The sequence below is a fragment of the Pseudomonas sp. JQ170C genome (assembly GCF_035581345.1).
GTDB lineage: Bacteria > Pseudomonadota > Gammaproteobacteria > Pseudomonadales > Pseudomonadaceae > Aquipseudomonas.
This window is the reverse complement of record NZ_CP141608.1, coordinates 4,349,416-4,369,374: the sequence shown is the minus strand read 5'-3', so window position 1 is coordinate 4,369,374 and position 19,959 is coordinate 4,349,416. Positions and strand designations below refer to the sequence as shown.

Here is a 19,959-nt window from a genome sequence, read left to right as displayed (position 1 = left end):
TGATAATTCGGGTGCTGCCGCGCGCTGAATCCGCAACGGGTTGCATTTATCGCCAGCTCCGATTGGGGAGCCCGCGCCTTTTATGTCCAAGGCTGGTATTTCCGAAGCCTTCGCCAAGACTGCGTGAAATTGACGGCACTGACAGAGTGGCATCGAAAAAAAACGTGGGGGAGGGCGAAACACCGCTCTTATAGTTTTTTATCGGTCTTCTCTGCACGGCGCTGGTGGCGATTCCAGGCATTTCTGTAAACTGGCAAAAGCCCCGTCGGACGGCCTCGCGTCCTCGAGAATTGCGTCGGTCAGGGCCGGCTAGAAGCCGTGAGTCCGCTGGCCTGCCGCTTTTGGCGGCGTTCGCGACTATAGCAGCAATCATTAAGTGCTTCAAATCCATAAAAAATTGTTATGATTGGCAAATGACGACTAATGCCCCTCCGACCTCCGGCGTCCAGCTGATCGAGGTCGCGCCGGAACTTGCCGGCCAACGAATCGATAATTTCCTTATTACTGCACTCAAGGGTGTTCCCAAGACCTTGATTTACCGCATTTTGCGTAAAGGCGAAGTGCGCGTGAACAAGGGGCGGATCAAGCCCGAGTACAAGTTGCAGGCCGGTGACATCGTGCGGGTACCGCCCGTTCGTCTGCCTGAGCGCGACGAGCCTGTGCCAGTGGCCCAGGGTTTGCTTCAGCGTCTTGAGGCCGCCATTGTCTATGAAGACAAGGCCTTGATCGTGTTGAACAAACCAGCCGGTATCGCCGTTCATGGCGGTAGCGGTCTGAGTTTTGGCGTGATCGAAGCCTTTCGTCAGTTGCGTCCCGATGCCAAGGAGCTGGAGCTTGTTCATCGCCTGGACCGCGACACCTCCGGCCTGTTGATGATTGCCAAGAAGCGCAGCATGTTGCGTCACCTGCATGCCGCCTTGCGCGGCGATGGCGTCGACAAGCGTTACATGGCGCTGGTGCGCGGCCATTGGGCGACCGCCAAGAAGCAGGTCAATGCGCCGTTGCTCAAGAGCAACCTGCGCTCTGGTGAGCGCATGGTCGAGGTCAACGATGAGGGCAAGGAGGCGCTGACATTGTTCCGCGTCCTGCGCCGCTTCGGTGAGTTCGCCACCATCATCGAGGCGCGCCCGATCACCGGCCGTACACACCAGATTCGTGTTCATGCCCTGCACGCCGGGCACTGCATTGCCGGTGACAGCAAGTACGGGGATGAGGACTTCACTCGCGAAATTCGAGAGCTGGGAGGCAAGCGCCTGTTTCTGCATGCCTATGCCTTGACCGTGCCGCTGCCTGATGGCGGTGAGCTCAAGATTGAGGCGCCAGTGGACGAGATGTGGGTCAAGACTGTGGAGCGCTTGAGTGCAGCGTGATTACGATCTGCTGATTTTCGATTGGGATGGCACCCTGGCTGATTCCATCGGGCGTATTGTTCAGGCCATGCACCTGGCTGCGGATCGGGCAGGGGAGTCGACCTGCGATGATGCTGCGGTGAAGGGCATTATCGGTCTGGCGCTGCCTGAGGCCATTGCCACCTTGTATCCGCACCTGGACGACGAGCAGGTCGCAACCTTCCGTCAGCACTATGCCGACGTCTACATGGCGCTGGATGAGCAGCCTTCGCCGTTGTTCGAGGGAGTGGTCGAATCGCTTGAGGCCTTCCGTGCCGAGGGCTATCGCCTGGCAGTGGCTACCGGCAAGGCGCGTCGCGGCCTGGATCGAGTGTTGCAGGCCAATGGCTGGCAGGCTTACTTCGATATCACCCGCGCTGCCGATGAAAGCCGTGGCAAGCCACACCCGCAAATGCTTGAAGAGATTCTCGCTCATTGCCAGGTGGCGCCGTCGCGTGCATTGATGGTGGGGGACTCGTCATTTGACCTGCTGATGGCCAGCAATGCCGGTATGCATTCGGCCGCGGTCGGTTATGGGGCGATGTCGCTCGAGGCATTGAGCGCCTTCAGGCCGCAGGTCTGTCTAGAGCATTTTTCACACTTGCAGGCCTGGTTGAGCCGGTCGCCTGTCGCGATATTTCCAGGGTAGGTGAGCATGGCTGATGAGTGGAAGGCGCCAGGCGCCGAAGGCAACGAAGAGCAAAAGAGCTGGAAGTTGTTGGAGAAAACCCTCCTGGCGGGAGTGCAGGAGCAGCGTCGTTCTCGGCGCTGGGGGATTTTCTTCAAGTTGCTGACCTTTGTGTACCTGTTCGGCATCCTTGCCCTGTTTTCGCCTTTGATGAACATGGACAAGGCCGCCTCACGCAGTGTCACGCATACGGCGCTGGTCGAAGTGCGCGGAATGATTGCCGACCAGGAGCCTGCCAGTGCCGACAACATCGTTGGAGGTCTGCGTGAGGCCTTCAAGGACTCGAAAACCAAGGCTGTGATCCTGCGCATCAACAGTCCGGGTGGCAGTCCTGTGCAGTCCGGTTACATCTACGATGAAATTCGCCGGCTGCGCGCGGAGTATCCGGCGATCAAGCTGTATGCGGTGATCAGCGACCTGGGTGCCTCCGGCGCCTACTACATTGCCAGTGCCGCCGACGAAATCTATGCCGACAAGGCCAGTCTGGTGGGCTCCATTGGTGTTACGGCGGCGGGATATGGGTTCGTCGGCACGATGGAGAAACTTGGTGTCGAGCGTCGTACCTATACCGCTGGCGAGCACAAGGCCTTCCTTGATCCGTTCCAGCCGCAGAAACCCGAAGAGACAGCGTTCTGGCAGAGTGTGCTGGAAACCACCCACAAGCAGTTCATTGCCAGCGTCAAGCAGGGGCGTGGCGAGCGCTTGAAGGACAAGGAGCACCCTGAGTTGTTCAGTGGTCTGATCTGGTCTGGCGAGCAGGCGTTGGCCCTTGGTTTGGTGGATGGCTTGGGCAGTGCCGGTTATGTGGCGCGTGAGGTGGTGGGCGAGAAAGAGTTGGTGGACTTCACGATCGAAGAGTCGCCCTTTGATCGCTTCTCCAAGCGCCTGGGTACCAGCATTGCAGAGCGCCTGGCGATGTGGATGGGCTTTCAAGGGCCTTCGTTGCGCTGATTGTCCCGCGATTTAAAAAAGCCGGCCCGTTGAGGCCGGCTTTTTCGTGCCGCGGCTAAAAGGTCATGCCCTCTTGCAGGAGCATGTCTACCAGTCGAATCAGCGGCAGGCCGATCAGGCTGGTGGCGTCGACGCCGTGGGTGCTCTGGAACAGGCTGACGCCCAGGCCCTCGGCCTTGAAGCTGCCGGCGCAATCGTAGGGTTGCTCGATGCGCAGGTAGCGTTCGATACGCGGCAGGTCCAGTTCGCGCATGTTGACTGTGAACGGCACGCAATCGACCTGGCAGTGGCCGGTCTGGCTGTTGAGCAGTGCAAGGCCTGTGAGGAAGGTGACGTGGTTGCCGCTTGCTGCGAGCAGCTGCTCGCAGGCTCGCTCGAAGGTGTGTGGTTTTCCGAGGATCTGTTCGCCGAGTACGGCAACCTGGTCGGAGCCAATAATCAGGTGCTCGGGGTGGCTTGTCGCCAGTGCCTGAGCCTTTTCCCGGGCCAGGCGCTTTACCAGGTCCAGGGCTGGCTCTTCTGGGTGTCGTTGTTCGTCTATGTCGGGGCTTGCCCAGGTAAACGGCAGGTGCAGGCGGGCGAGTAATTCGCGGCGATACGGTGAGCTGGAAGCCAGTAACAGAGGCAGCATGATGAACTCCTGGGCAGGTGAAACGATTCTAACATGCTGAACGGAGCCGAATTTCCTTTGACAGAGGCGGGGGTCGTCCCTAGAATGCTGCGCCTATGTTGAATGACCCGATTCCACCTCACGTTGACCCGCGCAAATTGGCCGATCGTGGTGTTTCTATTGAAGGAACGCTGCAACTCGCCGATTTGGAGAGACTCTGCGACCCGCTTTCCGATAATGTCGGTACGGTGCAGGCTAAATTCGATTTTGAGCGAGACGAGCAGAAGGCCGTGGTTGTCCACACCTCACTCGACGTCGAGGTCAAAATGGTTTGCCAGCGTTGTCTTGAGCTGGTCACCCTGCCGATCCACAGCGAGTGTACCTACGCCGTGGTGAAGGAGGGTGCGAATACCCAGTCGTTACCGAAAGGTTATGACGTGCTGGAACTGGGCGAAGATCCTTTGGATCTGCAGGCCTTGGTTGAGGAAGAGCTTCTGCTCGCCTTGCCCATCGTGCCTGCTCATCATCCGGAAGAATGCCAGCAGCCGGCGGGCGCCGATGAGCCCGAACCGAGCAAGGACGAGGTAACACGGTCCAACCCGTTCAGTGTATTGGCGCAGTTAAAGCGTGACCCAAACGTTTAGGAGTTAATCAATTATGGCTGTTCAGCAGAACAAAAAATCCCGCTCTGCCCGTGACATGCGCCGTTCGCACGACGCCCTCTCGGAAAACGCTCTGTCCGTAGAGAAAACCACTGGTGAAGTGCACCTGCGTCACCACGTATCGCCAGAAGGCGTATACCGTGGTCGTAAAGTGATCGACAAGGGCGCTGACGAGTAATCCTTGTCCGCTCAGATCATCGCGATTGACGCAATGGGCGGGGACTTCGGTCCCCGCAGCATTGTTCAGGCGAGTATTGCTTGCCTGTCAGCTACCCCCTCGCTGCACCTGACCCTCGTCGGTCAACCCTCCCTCCTTGAAGACCTGATCGCTGGCCAATCGGCTGCGGATCGCGCGCGCCTGCAGATTGTCGCCGCCAGCGAAGTGATCGGTATGGACGAGCGGCCCTCCCAGGCGTTGCGCGGCAAGCCCGATTCCTCGATGCGCGTGGCCCTTGAATTATTGCGTGATGGCAAGGTTCAGGCGTGTGTGAGCGCGGGCAATACGGGAGCGCTCATGGCGCTGTCGCGCTATGTACTCAAGACACTGCCTGGCATCGATCGACCGGCGATGGTCGCGGCCATTCCGACTCAGGCCGGCTACTGCCAGTTGCTTGACCTGGGGGCCAATGTCGACTGCAGTGCCGAAAACCTCTTTCAGTTTGCGGTCATGGGCTCCGTTGCGGCCCAGGCCCTGGGGGTTTCCCGGCCCCGTGTGGCGCTGCTCAACGTCGGTACCGAGGACATCAAGGGGAATCAGCAGGTCAAGCTTGCGGCCAGCCTGCTGCAGAACGCTCGCGGCCTTAACTACATTGGCTTCGTCGAAGGCGATGGCCTGTACCGTGGCGAGGCGGATGTGGTGGTGTGCGACGGTTTCGTTGGCAACATTCTGCTCAAGTCCAGCGAGGGTCTTGCGACCATGATCGGTTCGCGCATCGAGGCTCTGTTCAGGGGCGGGCTGGGCGCGCGTTTGGCGGGTGCCGTGGCCATGCCGCTGCTCAAGCGCTTGCAGGCAGATCTCGCTCCTGCGCGTCATAACGGCGCAAGTTTTCTCGGCCTTCAGGGTATCGTCATCAAGAGTCACGGCTCTGCGGGCGTGCAGGGCTTCCAGAGCGCCATTCAGCGGGCCCTGATCGAAATTCAGGAGAACCTGCCCCAGCGTCTGCACGGGCGCCTGGAAGATCTGTTGCTTTAGGCATATCCATCAGGAAGTGGTTAAATGTGACCGCTTGGTCCGCGTTAACATCCAAGTTTTCAGTTTCTTGTGCTCAGCCGCGCGCTGGGCGCTTCATTTCCGACGACAAGATCATTAGGGGCTTGTTCAATGTCTGCATCCCTCGCATTCGTCTTTCCCGGTCAAGGTTCGCAGTCCCTCGGCATGCTTGCCGAGCTGGGCGCTCAGTATCCGTTGGTTATTGATACCTTCCGCGAGGCCTCCGAGGCTCTGGGTTATGACCTCTGGGCGCTGACCCAGAACGGCCCGGAAGAGCAACTCAATCAAACCGACAAAACCCAGCCAGCCATCCTGACTGCCTCGATCGCCCTGTGGCGCCTGTGGCTGGCGGAAGGTGGTGCGCGTCCTGCATTCGTGTCTGGTCATAGCCTGGGTGAGTACAGTGCGCTGGTCGCTGCCGGCAGCCTGAGCCTGGCCGACGCGGTCAGGTTGGTGGAGCGCCGCGGTCAGCTCATGCAGGAAGCCGTTCCGGCTGGGCAGGGCGCCATGGCTGCCATTCTTGGCCTTGATGACGCCGATGTTGTGGCCGTCTGTGCCGAAGCTGCCCAGGGTGAAGTTGTCAGTGCGGTGAACTTCAACTCGCCTGGCCAGGTGGTGATTGCTGGCGCCAAGGCGGCAGTCGAGCGCGCCATGGAAGCCTGCAAGGCCAAGGGCGCCAAGCGTGCGCTGCCGCTGCCGGTGAGCGTGCCATCGCACTGCGAGCTGATGCGTCCTGCTGCCGAGCGCTTCGCCGAGTCGGTCAATGCTATCGAATGGAAGGCTCCGCAGATCCCGCTGGTACAGAATGTCAGCGCTGCCGTGGCGGCCGATCTGGATACCCTCAAGCGTGACCTGCTCGAGCAGCTGTTCAAGCCGGTCCGTTGGGTCGAGTGCGTACAGACCCTGGCCGCCAATGGCGCGGTGCAACTGGTCGAATGTGGCCCGGGCAAGGTCCTGGCTGGCTTGAACAAGCGCTGCGCTGACGGCGTGAACACCTTTAACCTCAATACCCCGGACGCTTTCGCCGCCACCCGTGCGGCGCTGGCCTGAATTAGGAGAAGCTTGCATGAGCCTGCAAGGTAAAGTTGCACTGGTAACCGGCGCCAGCCGTGGTATTGGCCAGGCTATCGCCCTGGAATTGGGCCGTCTGGGCGCGACCGTGATCGGTACCGCGACCTCCGCTTCGGGTGCCGAGCGTATTGCCGCCACTCTCAAGGAGCACGGCATCACCGGCACCGGCATGGAACTGAACGTGACCAGCGACGAATCCGTCACTGCCACGCTCGCCGCAATCCAGGAGCAGTTCGGTGCGCCGACCATCCTGGTCAACAACGCCGGTATCACTCGTGACAACCTCATGCTGCGCATGAAGGACGACGAGTGGTTCGACGTCATCGACACCAACCTGAACAGCCTCTACCGTCTGTCCAAGGGCGTGTTGCGCGGCATGACCAAGGCGCGCTGGGGTCGTATCATCAGCATCGGTTCGGTGGTGGGTGCGATGGGTAACGTCGGCCAGGTCAACTACGCAGCTGCCAAGGCCGGTCTGGAAGGTTTCAGCCGCGCCCTGGCCCGTGAAGTCGGCTCCCGTGCCATCACCGTCAACTCGGTGACCCCGGGCTTCATCGATACCGACATGACCCGTGAACTTCCGGAAGCTCAACGCGAAGCGCTGCAGACCCAGATCCCTCTGGGGCGTCTGGGCCAGGCTCAGGAGATCGCCAATGTGGTGGCTTTCCTGGCTTCCGAGGGTGCGGGTTATGTGACTGGCGCTACTATTCCGGTCAACGGCGGCATGTATATGTAAATCTAATGTGACGGATTGCTTCAAAAAAATGTCATACGAGCTGTCTAAAATCCGTTATAAAGCTGCAACCAGATTCTAGTCGGTTGGCAGGTGTGGTCTGGCGAGGCGTGTTGCGCTTGAAAAGCAGACGTCTTTCTATACACTTACACACCGGCCAGCTGCCTGACATATGTCCATTAGGAGTGAAAACAAGGTATGAGCACCATCGAAGAACGCGTCAAGAAAATCGTCGCCGAGCAACTGGGCGTTAAAGAAGAAGAAGTAGTGAACACTGCTTCCTTCGTCGAAGATCTGGGTGCCGATTCCCTTGACACCGTTGAGCTGGTGATGGCTCTGGAAGAGGAATTCGAGACCGAAATCCCTGACGAAGAAGCTGAGAAGATCACTACTGTTCAAGCTGCTATCGACTACGTCAACAGCCACCAGGGCTAAGACGTTGTAGTCGTCGCTTCTTGTCATGGAAAAACCGCACTGCCTTCGCCGGCGTGCGGTTTTTTCTTTACAAGACATGTAGTCAATGTGAATAAGGAGAGTGCTGTGTCGCGTAGACGCGTCGTGGTCACCGGTATGGGTATGCTGTCGCCACTGGGTACGGATGTGCCGAGCAGTTGGCAGGGCATTCTGGCTGGCCGCAGTGGCATAGGTCTGATTGAACATACGGACCTGTCTGCCTACTCCACCCGTTTTGGCGGCTCGGTAAAGGGCTTCGAGGTTGAGCAGTACCTGTCGGTCAAGGAAGCCCGCAAGCTCGATCTGTTCATTCAGTACGGCCTGGCAGCCGGTTTTCAGGCAGTGCGTAACGCCGGCCTGGAAGTGACCGATGCCAACCGCGAGCGCATCGGCGTCGCCATGGGCTCGGGTATCGGTGGTCTGACCAATATCGAAGAAACCAGTCGGACGCTGCATGATCAGGGCCCGCGACGCATTTCGCCGTTCTTCGTGCCAGGTTCGATCATCAACATGATTTCCGGTTTCCTGTCGATCCACCTGGGTGTACAGGGACCTAACTACGCCATTGCCACTGCTTGCACCACCGGTACTCACTGTATCGGCATGGCTGCGCGCAACATCGCCTTCGGCGAAGCCGATGTGATGATCGCTGGCGGTGCAGAAATGGCGGCCTGCGGCTTGGGCATGGGTGGCTTCGGTGCCTCGCGCGCGCTGTCGACCCGCAATGACGACCCAACCCGGGCCAGCCGCCCGTGGGATAAAGGCCGTGACGGCTTCGTCCTCTCCGACGGTGCCGGTGCCCTGGTGCTTGAAGAGCTCGAACACGCCAAGGCCCGTGGCGCGACCATCTATGCCGAGCTGGTCGGCTTTGGCATGAGCGGCGACGCCTACCACATGACCTCCCCGCCAGAAGACGGCAGTGGCGCCGCGCGTTGCATGGTCAACGCCTTGCGCGACGCCGGCCTCAATGCTGACCAGGTGAGCTACATCAACGCCCACGGTACCTCGACGCCGGCAGGCGACCTGGCCGAAGCGTCGGCGATCAAGTCGGTGTTTGGTGAGCATGCCTACAAGCTGACGGTCAGCTCGACAAAGTCGATGACCGGCCACCTGCTCGGCGCCGCCGGTGCGGTAGAGGCGATCTTCAGCGTGCTGTCGATCAACAGCCAGGTAGCACCGCCGACCATCAACCTCGACGAACCGGACGCCGGTTGCGACCTGGATTTCGTGCCGCATGAGGCGCGCAACATGTCGATCGACGTCGTGCTGTCCAACTCCTTCGGGTTTGGCGGTACCAACGGCTCGCTGGTGTTCCGCCGGTTCGCCGGCTGATGCACAGTTGGCTCGATGGCCTGCCGGCTGATGCAGTCAATCTGCAAAGCCGCGGGCTGGCCTACGGCGATGGTCTGTTCGAGACCATCGCCGTGCGGGCCGGTCGGCCATCGTTGCTCGAGTACCATCTCGAGCGCCTGGCGCTTGGTTGCCAGCGCCTGGCGATCAGTGCCGATCACGGCCTGATCCGCGATGAGCTATGCCGTTACGCCAGTATGTTGGGTGACGGCGTTCTCAAGCTGATGCTGGTGCGTGGCGACAGCCAGCGCGGCTATGCGCCTGCTGCGGGCGCCATGCCACGACGTATCCTTCAGGGCAATCCCTTGCCCGCTTATCCTGCCCGCAATGCCGAACAAGGCATTCTTTTGTTCCCCTGTGCCACGCGTCTTGCGGAACAACCCTTGCTGGCAGGGCTCAAACATCTCAATCGGCTCGAGCAGGTCCTGGCGCGTTCCGAATGGCAGGACACCGACTACGCCGAGGGATTGATGCGCGACACCTCGGGCAGGGTTATCGAAGGGGTGTTCAGCAATCTGTTCCTGGTCAGTAACGGCCAGTTACTGACAGCTGACCTGAGCCGTTGCGGTGTCGCTGGTGTCATGCGGGCAGCACTGATCGCCCAGGCTGGTGCAGCTGGGATTGCGGTGAGGGTTGCCGATCTGTCCCTGCAGGACCTGGAGCAGGCCGATGAAGTCTTCGTCTGCAACAGCGTTTATGGCATTTGGCCCGTGCGCGCATTTGCGTCGCTGAACTGGTCGCCGGGACCACTCACCCGTAAACTGCAGGCCATTGCCCGTACGTTACTGGATACCTGATTTGTGAGACGTAAATTCTTGGTGCTGCTGGAGACCGGATTGATCCTGGCAGGCCTGATGCTGGGGTTTTCGGCCTGGAAAGTGCACTCGGCGCTTGAGCAGACCCTGCATGTAAGCCAGGAGCAATTGCTCGACGTGCCGACCGGCACCAACCCCAATCGCATGTTCTACCGCATGGAGAAAGACGGCCTGCTGGACGATGCGTTCTGGTTGCGCCTGTACTGGCGCTTCAACATGACCGGCGTGCCTTTGCATACGGGCGAATACCGCATGACGCCGGGCATGACCGTGCGCGACCTGTTCGAGGTCTGGCGTCGGGGGGATGTGGTGCAGTACAGCCTGACCCTGGTCGAGGGCTGGAACTTCCGCCAGGTGCGCTCGGCGCTGGCCAAGCATGAAAAGATCAAACAGACCATCGACGGCCTCAGTGATGCCGAAGTAATGGACAAACTTGGCCATCCCGGTGTGTTTCCAGAAGGGCGCTTCTTCCCGGACACCTATCGCTTTGTTCGCGGCATGACCGATGTGGAGTTTCTCCAGCAGGCTTACGCCCGACTCGACGAAGTCCTGGCCAAGGAGTGGGCGGCGCGTCCCGCCGACCTGCCGTATCGTGATCCCTACCAGGCGCTGATCATGGCCTCGCTGGTGGAGAAGGAGACGGGGGTGCCCCAGGAGCGTGGCGAGATCGCCGGCGTGTTCGTGCGGCGCATGCGTATCGGCATGCTCCTGCAGACCGATCCGACGGTCATCTACGGCATGGGTGAGCGCTATAACGGCAAGATCACCCGCGCCGACCTGCGTGAACCGACGCCCTACAATACCTACACCAATGCCGGGCTGCCGCCGACACCGATCGCCATGGTGGGGCGTGAAGCTATTCATGCCGCGCTGAACCCGACGGCGGGTACCAGCCTGTACTTCGTGGCGCGTGGCGATGGCAGCCATGTCTTCTCCGATGACCTGGATGCGCATAACTCGGCTGTTCGCGAGTATCAAATCAAGCGACGTGCCGATTATCGTTCAAGCCCGGCCCCCGTGGTTCCGGTCGACGCTCCTGCCCTGGAAGCTCCCGTCGAGGAAGCGCCTGGCGAGGCAGAGCAAGCGCTCCCTGAACCGGAAGCGCCGGCCAGCGAACCCACCCCGCAATGATCAACTGTAAGGACTCTCTGTGAGCGGCTTGTTTATTACCCTGGAAGGTCCCGAAGGCGCGGGCAAGAGCACTAATCGCGAGTACCTTGCCGAGCACCTGCGGGCCAAGGGCGTGGATGTGGTCCTGACTCGTGAGCCTGGCGGTACGCCGCTGGCCGAGCGGATCCGCGAACTGCTGTTGGCGCCCAGCGAAGAACTCATGGATGCCGACACTGAGCTGTTGCTGGTGTTTGCCGCCCGTGCCCAGCACCTGGCGCAAGTGATTCGCCCGGCACTGGCCCGAGGGGCGGTGGTGTTGTGCGATCGTTTCACCGACGCCACCTATGCCTATCAAGGTGGTGGTCGCGGCCTGTCGGTGTCGCGCATCGCCACATTGGAACAGTTCGTCCAGGGCGCGTTGCGCCCGGACCTGACCCTGGTCTTCGACCTGCCCGTAGAAATCGGTTTGTCCCGGGCAGCGGCGCGTGGCCGTCTGGATCGCTTCGAGCAGGAAGGCCAGGTCTTTTTCGAGGCCGTACGCCAGGCCTATCTGGCGCGTGCCAAGGCCGCCCCTGAGCAATACACGCTGATCGACGCCTCGCAATCCCTGGCGCAGGTGCAGCAGTCGCTGGATGCCTTGCTGCCGCAAATCCTGGAGCGTTGCCGTGGCTGAGGCCTTTCCTTGGCAACAGGCCTTGTGGCAGCAACTGGCCGGGCGTACACAGCATGCCCATGCCTACCTGCTGCATGGTCCCCAGGGCATCGGCAAGCGTGCGCTGGCCGAGCGCCTGATGGCGTTGCTGTTGTGCCAGCGCCCGGCCAATCTCCTGGCCTGTGGCCAGTGCAAATCGTGCCTGTTGCTGGCTGCCGGTAGCCACCCGGACAACTACGTGCTGGAGCCGGAAGAGGCCGACAAGCCTATCAAGGTCGACCAGGTGCGTGACCTGGTGTCGTTTGTGGTTCAGACCGCGCAATTGGGCGGGCGCAAGGTGGTGCTGATCGAGCCGGTCGAGGCGATGAACATCAATGCTGCCAATGCCTTGCTCAAGAGTCTCGAGGAACCGTCGGGCAATACGGTGCTGTTGCTGGTCAGCCATCAGCCCAGCCGCTTGTTGCCGACCATCAAGAGTCGCTGTGTCCAGCAGGCCTGTCCGCTGCCGGATGCCGAACAAAGCCTGGCCTGGTTGAGCAAGGCGCTGCCTGATTGTGATGAGCAGGAGCGCCTTGAGTTGCTCACGCTGGCAGCCGGTTCGCCACTGGCGGCGGTCAGCCTTCAGGCTCAGGGCGTGCGCGAGCAGCGTGCGCTGGTGGTCGAGGGGGTCAAGAAGCTGCTCAAGCAGCAGCAGTCCCCCAGCCAGTTGGCCGAAGCCTGGAATGCTATCCCCTTGTTGCAGTTGTTCGACTGGTTCTGTGATTGGTCCAATCTGGTTTTGCGCTATCAGTTGACCGAGGACGAGGAAGGGTTAGGCTTGAGCGACATGCGCAAGGTGGTGCAGTACCTTGCGCAGAAAAGCAGCAAGGGCAAGGTGCTGGAGATTCAGGACTGGATCCTCGCCCAGCGTCAGAAGGTGCTGTCAAAGGCCAACCTCAACCGCGTGCTGTTGCTTGAGGCGCTGCTGGCGTCCTGGGCGATGCTGCCGGGTCAGCGTTGAGCCAGGCGTTCAAATTCATTCATTTTTCAGTGTTGTCGTGAAGCCATGCTTGTAGATTCCCATTGTCACCTTGATCGTCTCGACCTCTCCGCGCACCAGGGCTCCCTGGATGCCGCCCTTGAGGCGGCCCGGGCCCGGGGTGTCGGTCACTTCCTGTGTATCGGCGTCAGTGCCGACAACGCCAAGGCGGTCAAGGACCTGAGCGAGCGCTACAGCGATGTCGACTGTTCGGTGGGGATTCACCCGCTGGACCTGACCCCCGACGGTGCTCCGCCGCTGGATTGGCTGCTCAAGGAGCTTGAGCACCCGCATGTGGTAGCCATCGGTGAAACTGGCCTGGACTATCACTACGAGCCCGAAGCGGCCGAGGTGCAGCAGGATTCTTTCCGTCTTCACTTGCAGGCGGCAAAAACCACCGGCAAGCCGGTCATCATCCATACCCGCGCAGCCCGGGCCGATACCCTGGCGTTGTTGCGCGAGGCCGACTTGAGTCAGGCGGGTGTGCTGCATTGCTTCACCGAGGACTGGGACATGGCCAGGGCGGCGCTGGACCTGGGCTATTACATTTCGTTGTCAGGCATCGTTACTTTCCGCAACGCCGATGCCCTGCGTGATGTCGCCCGACAAGTCCCGGCCGATCGCCTGCTGGTAGAAACCGACTCCCCGTACCTGGCACCTATCCCTTATCGTGGCAAGGCGAACTTGCCGCAGTACGTGCGTGAAGTGGCGGAATTCGTCGCGATGCTGCGTGGCGAAAGCTATGAGCAACTGGCCGAGCAGACCACGGCCAACTTCAAGCGTTTGTTCCCGCTGGCACGGGTCCGCTAGGGGAAAGCCTGTCGACACAAAAAACGCAGGCAAAAAAAACCCGGGTTCTGGGGGGTGAATCCGGGTTAAGACCATTAGGAGTAAAACAAAGGTACGCGGTCCCTGAGCACCTTTATCGGCGCGCCACTTGGGGGGATGCGCCGCGCCAACATCTGAAGTATTGGTCAGGATTGGCGGGCTGCCAGCGCTGGTTGGTCGTTTTTTAAACAGATTTGGAATACGGCTGCCGCTGCTGAGCACTCATCGCTCTGCTATTTGCCTTACTATTGCAAGAGTTTCGTCGATTATCGCTTTAGGTGTGTAGAAGTGCGGTGAAAATCGCACACCTTGGCCGCGGGTGATGCAGACCACCTGTTCCTGCTTCAAGCGTTGATAGACCTGAAGGTTATCAACACCGTCGATGCTGAATGAAACGATGCCGCTGCGTCGTGCCGGATCCTGTGGGCTGTGCAGGTGAACGCCGGGAATCGCCGTCAGGCCATCGTGCAGCCAGGCCACCCGCTCGGCCAGCGCGGCAGCCACCTGTTCCATGCCCACGGCTTCAAGCAGCGACAAGCTCGCCTCCAGGGCGGCTGCGCCGAGCATGTTCGGGCTGCCGCATTCAAAGCGCCGGGCGCTGTGTGCCGGTTCCCACGTAGTGCGGGAGTAGTCGCCCATGTGCTCCAGCATATGCCAGCCGTACTCGCTGAGCTTGAGCTGGGGGCGAATTTCGGCGCGGCAATAGAACACCCCCAGGCCTTCCGGGCCGAGCATCCATTTATGTCCGTCGGCCATGGCGAAGTCGCATTGATAGGCCTGAACGTCAAAGGGCAGGGCCCCCAACTGCTGAATGGCATCAATACAGAACAGTACCTGGCGCTCGCGACAGCCCTGGCCGAGCCGTGTCAGGTCCAGGCGCAGGCCACTGGCGAACTGTACGGCGCTGATGGCCAGCAACCGAACCCGAGGCCCGCAGGCAGCCAGCAGATCGGCTTCCGGGTCCGGGCCCTTGAGGCTTACCTGGAGCACTTCAACGCCCTGGTCGGCCAGGGCTTCCCAGACAATGCGGTTGGAAGGGAACTCCTCATCGCTGATGACGATCTGGTCACCGGCCTGCCAGGCGAGTCCGACGGCGACGAACGAAAGCGCTTCGGAGGTGTTCTTGACCAGGGCAATGTCATCGGTTGACGGCGCGTTCGTCAGGCGCATCAAGCGTTCGCGCAGGCGTTGCTCCATGAGCATCCAGTCAGGATAGTCCCTAGCACCCAGTAAAACGTTCTCCTGGGCGAAGCGCGCAACCGCCTGGCTGGCGCGTTGCGGCCAGGGTGCCACGGCTGCATGGTTCAGATAGCGAAGGCCAGGGGCCTGTTCAAACTCTTCCAGAAACATAGACATGGTTGGATGATCCGTGCATTTTGGCGCAAGTTAGGCATAATAACCGGCTTCGATTTTGATCCAGTCCTTCTTATGCAGAAAGAACCTCGTAAGGTCCGTGAGTTTCGTCGCCGTGAGCAAGAAATTCTCGATACCGCGCTCAAGCTGTTTCTCGAACAGGGTGAAGACAGCGTCACCGTCGAGATGATCGCTGATGCTGTCGGTATCGGCAAAGGCACGATCTACAAGCACTTCAAGTCAAAGGCGGAGATCTACCTGCGCCTGATGCTCGACTACGAGCGCGACTTGAATGAACTGTTGCACTCTGCCGACGTCGATCGCGACAAGGAAGCCCTGTCGCGCGCCTACTTTGAATTTCGCATGCGTGACCCGCAGCGCTACCGGTTGTTCGATCGCCTCGAAGAGAAGGTGGTCAAGGGTAACCAGGTACCCGAGATGGTCGAGGAGCTGCACAAGATCCGTGCCTCCAACTTCGAGCGCCTGACCCTGCTGATCAAGGGTCGCATCAGTGAAGGCAAGCTCGAAGACGTGCCGCCGTACTTCCATTATTGCGCTGCCTGGGCCTTGGTGCATGGGGCTGTAGCGCTCTATCACTCGCCATTCTGGAGCAACGTGCTGGAAGATCAGGAAGGGTTCTTCCAGTTCCTGATGGACATCGGTGTTCGCATGGGCAACAAGCGCAAGCGTGACCCGGACGGCGCCGGCAACTGAGGCATTCAGGGGCCCGATGATGCTACTGGGATGACCCTGGCGGGAATATACTCAGGTATGAGGCTTGCAAAAACCTGATTTTTGAGTCAGGTTTTGCAGGCCCGATTCATCCATGCCGGAGTCACCCATGATCGTCGACCGCCAAGGCAGGCGTTTTCGCAATTTGCGTGTCAGCCTTACCGCTGCCTGCAACTATGCCTGTACTTATTGTGTACCGGACGGCAAGCGTCTGGTGGCGGCTCAGGACGAGCTGTCCGCTGAAGCCATGGCCCGTGGTGTGGCTTACCTGATCGAGGCCGCTGGCATCGAACGGCTGCGGGTGACCGGCGGTGAGCCGCTGGTCAGTCCCAAGCTGGAAACCTTCCTGACCTCCGTCGCCACGCTTGGCCTGGATGAAATCAGCCTGACCACCAATGGTCAGCTACTGGCTCGCAAGCTGCCGCTGCTGCGCGCCGCCGGCATTCGCCGACTCAATGTCTCCCTCGATACCCTTGATCCCGATGCATTCCGTCGTATCGCACGTGGCGGCGATCTGGCGACTGTGCTCGATGGCATGGAGCAGGCCAGCGCGGCCGGAATGAAGATCAAGGTCAACATGGTGCCCTTGCGCGGGCAGAACTTCGATCAGGTAGTGCCGTTGCTTGAGTACTGCATGGCGCGGGGATTCGAGCTGCGGTTCATCGAGCTGATGCGCATGGGGCACCTGGCGCGTGACAGCAACGCATTCCTGCAACAGTTCGTCAGCCTTGAACATCTGCTGCAATTGATCGGCGAGCGTTACGAGTACCTGCAGGCCAATGCGCCGGTGGATGCTACGGCCCTGCGCTATCAGATTCCCGGTCATGGCTTTTTTGGAGTGATCGCCAACGAGAGCGTGCCGTTCTGCCGTACCTGCTCGCGTTTGCGCCTGTCGTCTACCGGCTGGCTGCACGGCTGCCTGTCATCGAGCAACCGCCACTATATCGGCGATCTGCTCGACAAGCCCCGCCACGAAGCGCTGCCCGCGTTGCAGGGGTTGCTGCTCAAGGCGCTGGGCGACAAGCAGCCAGTGGCGTTTTCCGGTGGTGCGACGGTGATGAAGATCATTGGCGGTTAAGACTGGCGCAAAAGCTGCATCTGTCAGCCGTTCGCCGGTTTTCCGTCACCGGCCACTGGAGGATAGATGCGTAGCCTGGTTCTGCTGCTGGCGCTGATGGCGCTGGGCGGCTGCATGAATGTCAGCGACATGGGCGAGGGCGCCCGTTATCACATGAGCGATGCCGGTCTGCTCGATCATAGCGACACGCGCCGTTCGCTGTCGGTCCGTCTGCAACCTGACTCATTCATCTACATAGGCCAGGGCGCTTTCGTCCCGCCGGGCAAAGGCCCTTATCCGCGACCCAATGTGGTCGCCGAAGAAGCGTACAAGGGCTTTATCGAGTACTTCCCCATGGTGCGACGCGCCCAAGGCCCCCTGGGCCTGGAGGAGGCGCTGGTGGAGGCTCGTTCGGTGGGCGCCCACTACCTGCTCTACACCCGCTTTGCGCGTACCGATGATCGCATCGGCAATGGTGACGAGTGGTACGACGAGCAAGCCGTCGATCGTTTGGGTATCGACACCGGCGTGGTCCAGCTGATGCTGATCGAGACCAATACCCGCTATTTGATCGATGCCGCGCGGATCAAGAGCCGTGGCGGTTTGCTGACGTTCCACGATAACAAGCCGGAAGATTTGCTCGGCCCACCCCTTGAGGATTACGCTCGTAGCCTTCTGGGCATGAGTCGATAGGAGAATGTAATGACGGATTCCGGCAAGGCAAACGATCTGCTGTCGCAGATTCCCAAAGCGGAGAAAGGTTTGCCACCTGTGCATCTGTGGAATCCGGATTTCTGCGGCGATATCGACATGCGCATCGCTCGCGATGGCACCTGGTATTACCTAGGTACACCGATCGGGCGCAAGCCGATGGTGCGGCTGTTCTCCACCATCATTCGTCGTGACGGTGACGACTATTTCCTGATCACGCCGGTGGAGAAGGTCGGCATCAAGGTCGACGATGCGCCCTTCGTGGCAGTAGCCGTGGAGGTTCAAGGCAGCGGTGAGCAGCAGGTGCTGCGGTTCACCAGCAATGTCGAGGATCAGGTCGAGGCCGGTCCCGAGCATCCACTGCGTTTCGAGATCGATGCGCAGACTCAAGAGCCATCGCCTTATGTCCACATGCGCAGCAATCTCGAAGCGCTGATCCACCGTAATGTGTTCTATCAGTTGGTCGAGCTGGCTGTGCCGCGGCAGATCGACGGCCAGGAATGGCTGGGGGTCTGGAGTGGCGGTGCCTTCTATCCCATTGGTCGCAGCTGATTAGCCTCCGCGTTTTTCCCCGAATTGGCGCTTTTTACCGCGTGGGTCCCGGCATAACCTGCCGGTACTCACACAGTAAAGGTCATGCCAATGAAACTCCGCCCGTTACCCTTCAGTACACTGATCATCGCCAGCCTGTTTGTTCTGCCGGGTGCCTGGGCTCATGGCCCGGAGCAGGGGCAGGAAGCAGTCAAGATTTTGCAGCAGCAGTTGCCCAGCAATGCGCCCGGCAAGAAAGCCATCATGCTGACAGTCAGTTATGCGCCGGGGCAGAAGTCCGTGGCGCATCAGCATCCGGGGGCGGTCATGGCGTATGTGCTGGAAGGGACCGTGGTCTCCCAGCTTAAGGGGGAGCAGCAGCCAACTGCCTACCAGACGGGAGACTTCTGGTACGAGCCGCCGGGAGCTGTACACCTGGTGTCGCGCAATGGCAGTGAGACGGAGCCGGCAAAGTTGCTGGTGTGGACGCTGGTGGATGAGCAGCGACCCGTAACCGAGCCCTACGAGCCTTAGGAAAAGTGCGAGGGCAGAAACGAAAAAACCTCCAGTGCTTAGCGCAACTGGAGGTTTTTCAGGTATTTGGCTCCGCGACCAGGACTCGAACCTGGGACCCAATGATTAACAGTCATTTGCTCTACCGACTGAGCTATCGCGGAATCTGGGGCGTATCTTACTGATTGCTAAGGGGAAGTCAAGCCTCCCCTTGGCAAAAGGTCAGTTACAGGACCTCGACGATGGCCTTGGTCACCACATGGATGTTGCTCTGATTCAGGGTGGCAACGCAAATGCGACCGGTATCCAGGGCGTAGATGCCGAACTCGTTCTTCAGGCGTGCCACTTGCTCAACGGTCAGGCCCGAGTAGGAGAACATGCCGCGCTGACGACCGACGAAGCTGAAATCGCGCTGGGCGCCGTATTCGGCCAGCAGCTCGACCATCTGCTTGCGCATGCCGTGGATGCGCTGGCGCATTTCACCCAGCTCCTCTTCCCACATTGCGCGCAGTTCCGGGCTGTTGAGCACGGTGGCAACGATGGTGGCGCCGTGAGTCGGCGGGTTGGAGTAGTTGGTGCGGATCACGCGTTTGACCTGGGACAGCACGCGAGCGCTCTCTTCCTTGGACTCGGTGATGATCGACAGGGCGCCAACACGCTCGCCGTACAGCGAGAAGGATTTGGAGAACGAGCTGGAGACGAAGAAGTCCAGGCCCGACTCGGCGAACAGGCGTACGGCAAAGGCGTCTTCGTGGATGCCGTCGCCAAAGCCCTGGTAGGCCATGTCGAGGAATGGCACGTGGCCCTTGGCCTTGACGACTTCCAGAACGTTTTTCCAGTCGTCCAGGCTCAGGTCGACGCCAGTCGGGTTGTGGCAGCAGGCGTGCAGGACGATGATCGAGCCGGAGGGCAGGGCGTTGAGGTCTTCGAGCATGCCGCTGCGGTTGACGTCGTTGGTGGCGGCGTCGTAGTAGCGGTAGTTCTGGACCGGGAAGCCGGCGGCTTCAAAAAGGGCGCGGTGGTTTTCCCAGCTAGGGTCGCTGATGGCAACCACGGCGTTTGGCGAAATCTGCTTGAGGAAGTCGGCACCGATCTTCAGGGCGCCGGTCCCACCGACGGCCTGGGTGGTGATGACCCGGCCTGCGGCCAGCAGTGGCGACTCGGCACCGAACAGCAGCTTCTGCACGGCCTGGTCGTAGGCGGCGATGCCATCGATCGGCAGGTAACCGCGGGAAGCGTGCTGGGCAGCGCGCTGGGTTTCGGCTTCGATCACTGCGCGCAGCAGTGGGATACGCCCTTCTTCGTTGCAGTACACACCTACACCCAAGTTGACCTTGTTGCTACGGGTATCGGCGTTGAAAGCTTCGTTGAGGCCCAGAATGGGATCGCGTGGTGCCAGCTCGACAGCGGAAAACAGGCTCATTATTACCTTGGCTCTGAATGGAGAGTGAAAGAGGTCGCACGCTCCAGTCGAATGCACTAGAGCGGTGCACAAACGGGGAGTCAGTATAGTGATACCCGTC

At 60.3% G+C, this 19,959-nt stretch carries 23 protein-coding genes and 1 tRNA gene; 20 read left to right on the top strand and 4 right to left on the bottom strand.

Annotated features, from left to right (window positions below; translation table 11 throughout):
- The first annotated feature begins 413 nt into the window (after positions 1-413).
- Genes rluC through U9R80_RS19815 form a run of 3 tightly spaced genes read left to right on the top strand, consistent with a single transcriptional unit; the run spans position 414 to position 3,027 of the window.
- Positions 414-1,370, top strand: a complete 957-nt coding sequence (gene rluC, locus U9R80_RS19825; protein WP_301839487.1) for a 23S rRNA pseudouridine(955/2504/2580) synthase RluC — start codon at positions 414-416, stop codon at positions 1,368-1,370.
- Entirely contained in the window at positions 1,360-2,037 is a 678-nt protein-coding gene (locus U9R80_RS19820) for an HAD family hydrolase (RefSeq protein WP_301839488.1), read from the top strand. The genes rluC and U9R80_RS19820 overlap by 11 nt, the downstream gene beginning before the upstream one ends.
- A 6-nt stretch (positions 2,038-2,043) precedes the next feature.
- The gene (locus U9R80_RS19815) at positions 2,044-3,027 is read left to right on the top strand and encodes a S49 family peptidase (protein WP_301839489.1); all 984 of its coding nucleotides are present in this window, start codon (positions 2,044-2,046) and stop codon (positions 3,025-3,027) included.
- A 55-nt stretch (positions 3,028-3,082) separates the two neighbouring features.
- Here the strand turns inward: U9R80_RS19815 and U9R80_RS19810 are convergent, their stop codons facing one another.
- A complete protein-coding gene (locus tag U9R80_RS19810) occupies positions 3,083-3,658 on the bottom strand; it encodes a Maf family protein (RefSeq protein WP_301839490.1) in 576 nt (191 codons plus the stop codon).
- A 95-nt stretch (positions 3,659-3,753) separates the two neighbouring features.
- Here U9R80_RS19810 and U9R80_RS19805 point away from each other — a divergent pair, with 95 nt between their 5' ends.
- The 12 genes from U9R80_RS19805 (at position 3,754) to U9R80_RS19750 (ending at position 13,521) form a co-directional block, all read left to right on the top strand.
- Positions 3,754-4,281 (top strand): YceD family protein, encoded by a 528-nt coding sequence (locus U9R80_RS19805; protein WP_301839491.1) that lies wholly within the window; start codon positions 3,754-3,756, stop codon positions 4,279-4,281.
- A gap of 13 nt (positions 4,282-4,294) precedes the next feature.
- A complete protein-coding gene (rpmF, locus tag U9R80_RS19800; protein ID WP_010223221.1) occupies positions 4,295-4,477 on the top strand; it encodes a 50S ribosomal protein L32 in 183 nt (60 codons plus the stop codon).
- 3 nt (positions 4,478-4,480) lie between these two features.
- Entirely contained in the window at positions 4,481-5,491 is a 1,011-nt protein-coding gene (plsX, locus tag U9R80_RS19795; RefSeq protein ID WP_301839492.1) for a phosphate acyltransferase PlsX, read from the top strand.
- 129 nt (positions 5,492-5,620) lie between these two features.
- On the top strand, positions 5,621-6,559 hold the full coding sequence (fabD, locus tag U9R80_RS19790) for an ACP S-malonyltransferase (protein WP_301839493.1): 939 nt from the start codon (positions 5,621-5,623) through the stop codon (positions 6,557-6,559).
- Positions 6,560-6,575: 16 nt separating this feature from the next.
- Entirely contained in the window at positions 6,576-7,316 is a 741-nt protein-coding gene (fabG, locus tag U9R80_RS19785; RefSeq protein ID WP_274112872.1) for a 3-oxoacyl-ACP reductase FabG, read from the top strand.
- A 195-nt stretch (positions 7,317-7,511) separates the two neighbouring features.
- Positions 7,512-7,748 (top strand): acyl carrier protein, encoded by a 237-nt coding sequence (gene acpP, locus U9R80_RS19780; protein WP_025261008.1) that lies wholly within the window; start codon positions 7,512-7,514, stop codon positions 7,746-7,748.
- A 105-nt stretch (positions 7,749-7,853) separates the two neighbouring features.
- The gene (gene fabF, locus U9R80_RS19775) at positions 7,854-9,098 is read left to right on the top strand and encodes a beta-ketoacyl-ACP synthase II (RefSeq protein ID WP_301839496.1); all 1,245 of its coding nucleotides are present in this window, start codon (positions 7,854-7,856) and stop codon (positions 9,096-9,098) included.
- A complete protein-coding gene (gene pabC, locus U9R80_RS19770) occupies positions 9,098-9,913 on the top strand; it encodes an aminodeoxychorismate lyase (protein ID WP_301839497.1) in 816 nt (271 codons plus the stop codon). The genes fabF and pabC overlap by 1 nt, the downstream gene beginning before the upstream one ends.
- 3 nt (positions 9,914-9,916) lie before the next feature.
- Positions 9,917-11,062, top strand: a complete 1,146-nt coding sequence (gene mltG, locus U9R80_RS19765; RefSeq protein WP_301839498.1) for an endolytic transglycosylase MltG — start codon at positions 9,917-9,919, stop codon at positions 11,060-11,062.
- Positions 11,063-11,081: 19 nt separating this feature from the next.
- On the top strand, positions 11,082-11,714 hold the full coding sequence (gene tmk / locus U9R80_RS19760) for a dTMP kinase (RefSeq protein ID WP_301839499.1): 633 nt from the start codon (positions 11,082-11,084) through the stop codon (positions 11,712-11,714).
- A complete protein-coding gene (locus tag U9R80_RS19755) occupies positions 11,707-12,693 on the top strand; it encodes a DNA polymerase III subunit delta' (protein ID WP_301839500.1) in 987 nt (328 codons plus the stop codon). Before tmk ends, U9R80_RS19755 begins: the two co-directional genes overlap by 8 nt.
- A 45-nt stretch (positions 12,694-12,738) precedes the next feature.
- Complete coding sequence (locus U9R80_RS19750; RefSeq protein WP_301839501.1) at positions 12,739-13,521, top strand: TatD family hydrolase; 783 nt, start codon at positions 12,739-12,741, stop codon at positions 13,519-13,521.
- 240 nt (positions 13,522-13,761) lie between these two features.
- Here the strand turns inward: U9R80_RS19750 and U9R80_RS19745 are convergent, their stop codons facing one another.
- Positions 13,762-14,895, bottom strand: a complete 1,134-nt coding sequence (locus U9R80_RS19745; protein ID WP_301839502.1) for an aminotransferase class V-fold PLP-dependent enzyme — start codon at positions 14,893-14,895, stop codon at positions 13,762-13,764.
- A gap of 72 nt (positions 14,896-14,967) precedes the next feature.
- On the opposite strand from U9R80_RS19745, the gene U9R80_RS19740 reads away from it, so the two are divergent.
- From U9R80_RS19740 to U9R80_RS19720, 5 genes are all read left to right on the top strand, one after another.
- Positions 14,968-15,606, top strand: a complete 639-nt coding sequence (locus U9R80_RS19740; protein ID WP_301839504.1) for a TetR/AcrR family transcriptional regulator — start codon at positions 14,968-14,970, stop codon at positions 15,604-15,606.
- Positions 15,607-15,733: 127 nt separating this feature from the next.
- Complete coding sequence (locus U9R80_RS19735; RefSeq protein WP_301839506.1) at positions 15,734-16,702, top strand: GTP 3',8-cyclase MoaA; 969 nt, start codon at positions 15,734-15,736, stop codon at positions 16,700-16,702.
- Positions 16,703-16,768: 66 nt separating this feature from the next.
- Positions 16,769-17,374 (top strand): DUF4823 domain-containing protein, encoded by a 606-nt coding sequence (locus U9R80_RS19730; RefSeq protein WP_301839508.1) that lies wholly within the window; start codon positions 16,769-16,771, stop codon positions 17,372-17,374.
- A gap of 9 nt (positions 17,375-17,383) precedes the next feature.
- Positions 17,384-17,944, top strand: coding sequence for a DUF1285 domain-containing protein (locus U9R80_RS19725; protein ID WP_301839509.1), 561 nt, complete (start codon positions 17,384-17,386; stop codon positions 17,942-17,944).
- A 90-nt stretch (positions 17,945-18,034) separates the two neighbouring features.
- Positions 18,035-18,457 carry a cupin domain-containing protein gene (locus U9R80_RS19720; protein WP_301839510.1) on the top strand — a complete coding sequence of 141 codons (423 nt, stop codon included), beginning with the start codon at positions 18,035-18,037 and terminating at the stop codon, positions 18,455-18,457.
- 67 nt (positions 18,458-18,524) lie between these two features.
- Here the strand turns inward: U9R80_RS19720 and U9R80_RS19715 are convergent.
- Together U9R80_RS19715 and U9R80_RS19710 are read right to left on the bottom strand one after the other, a co-directional pair.
- Positions 18,525-18,600, bottom strand: a tRNA-Asn gene (locus U9R80_RS19715).
- A gap of 62 nt (positions 18,601-18,662) precedes the next feature.
- Complete coding sequence (locus tag U9R80_RS19710; RefSeq protein WP_301839511.1) at positions 18,663-19,859, bottom strand: amino acid aminotransferase; 1,197 nt, start codon at positions 19,857-19,859, stop codon at positions 18,663-18,665.
- Between the last annotated feature and the right edge of the window lie 100 nt (positions 19,860-19,959).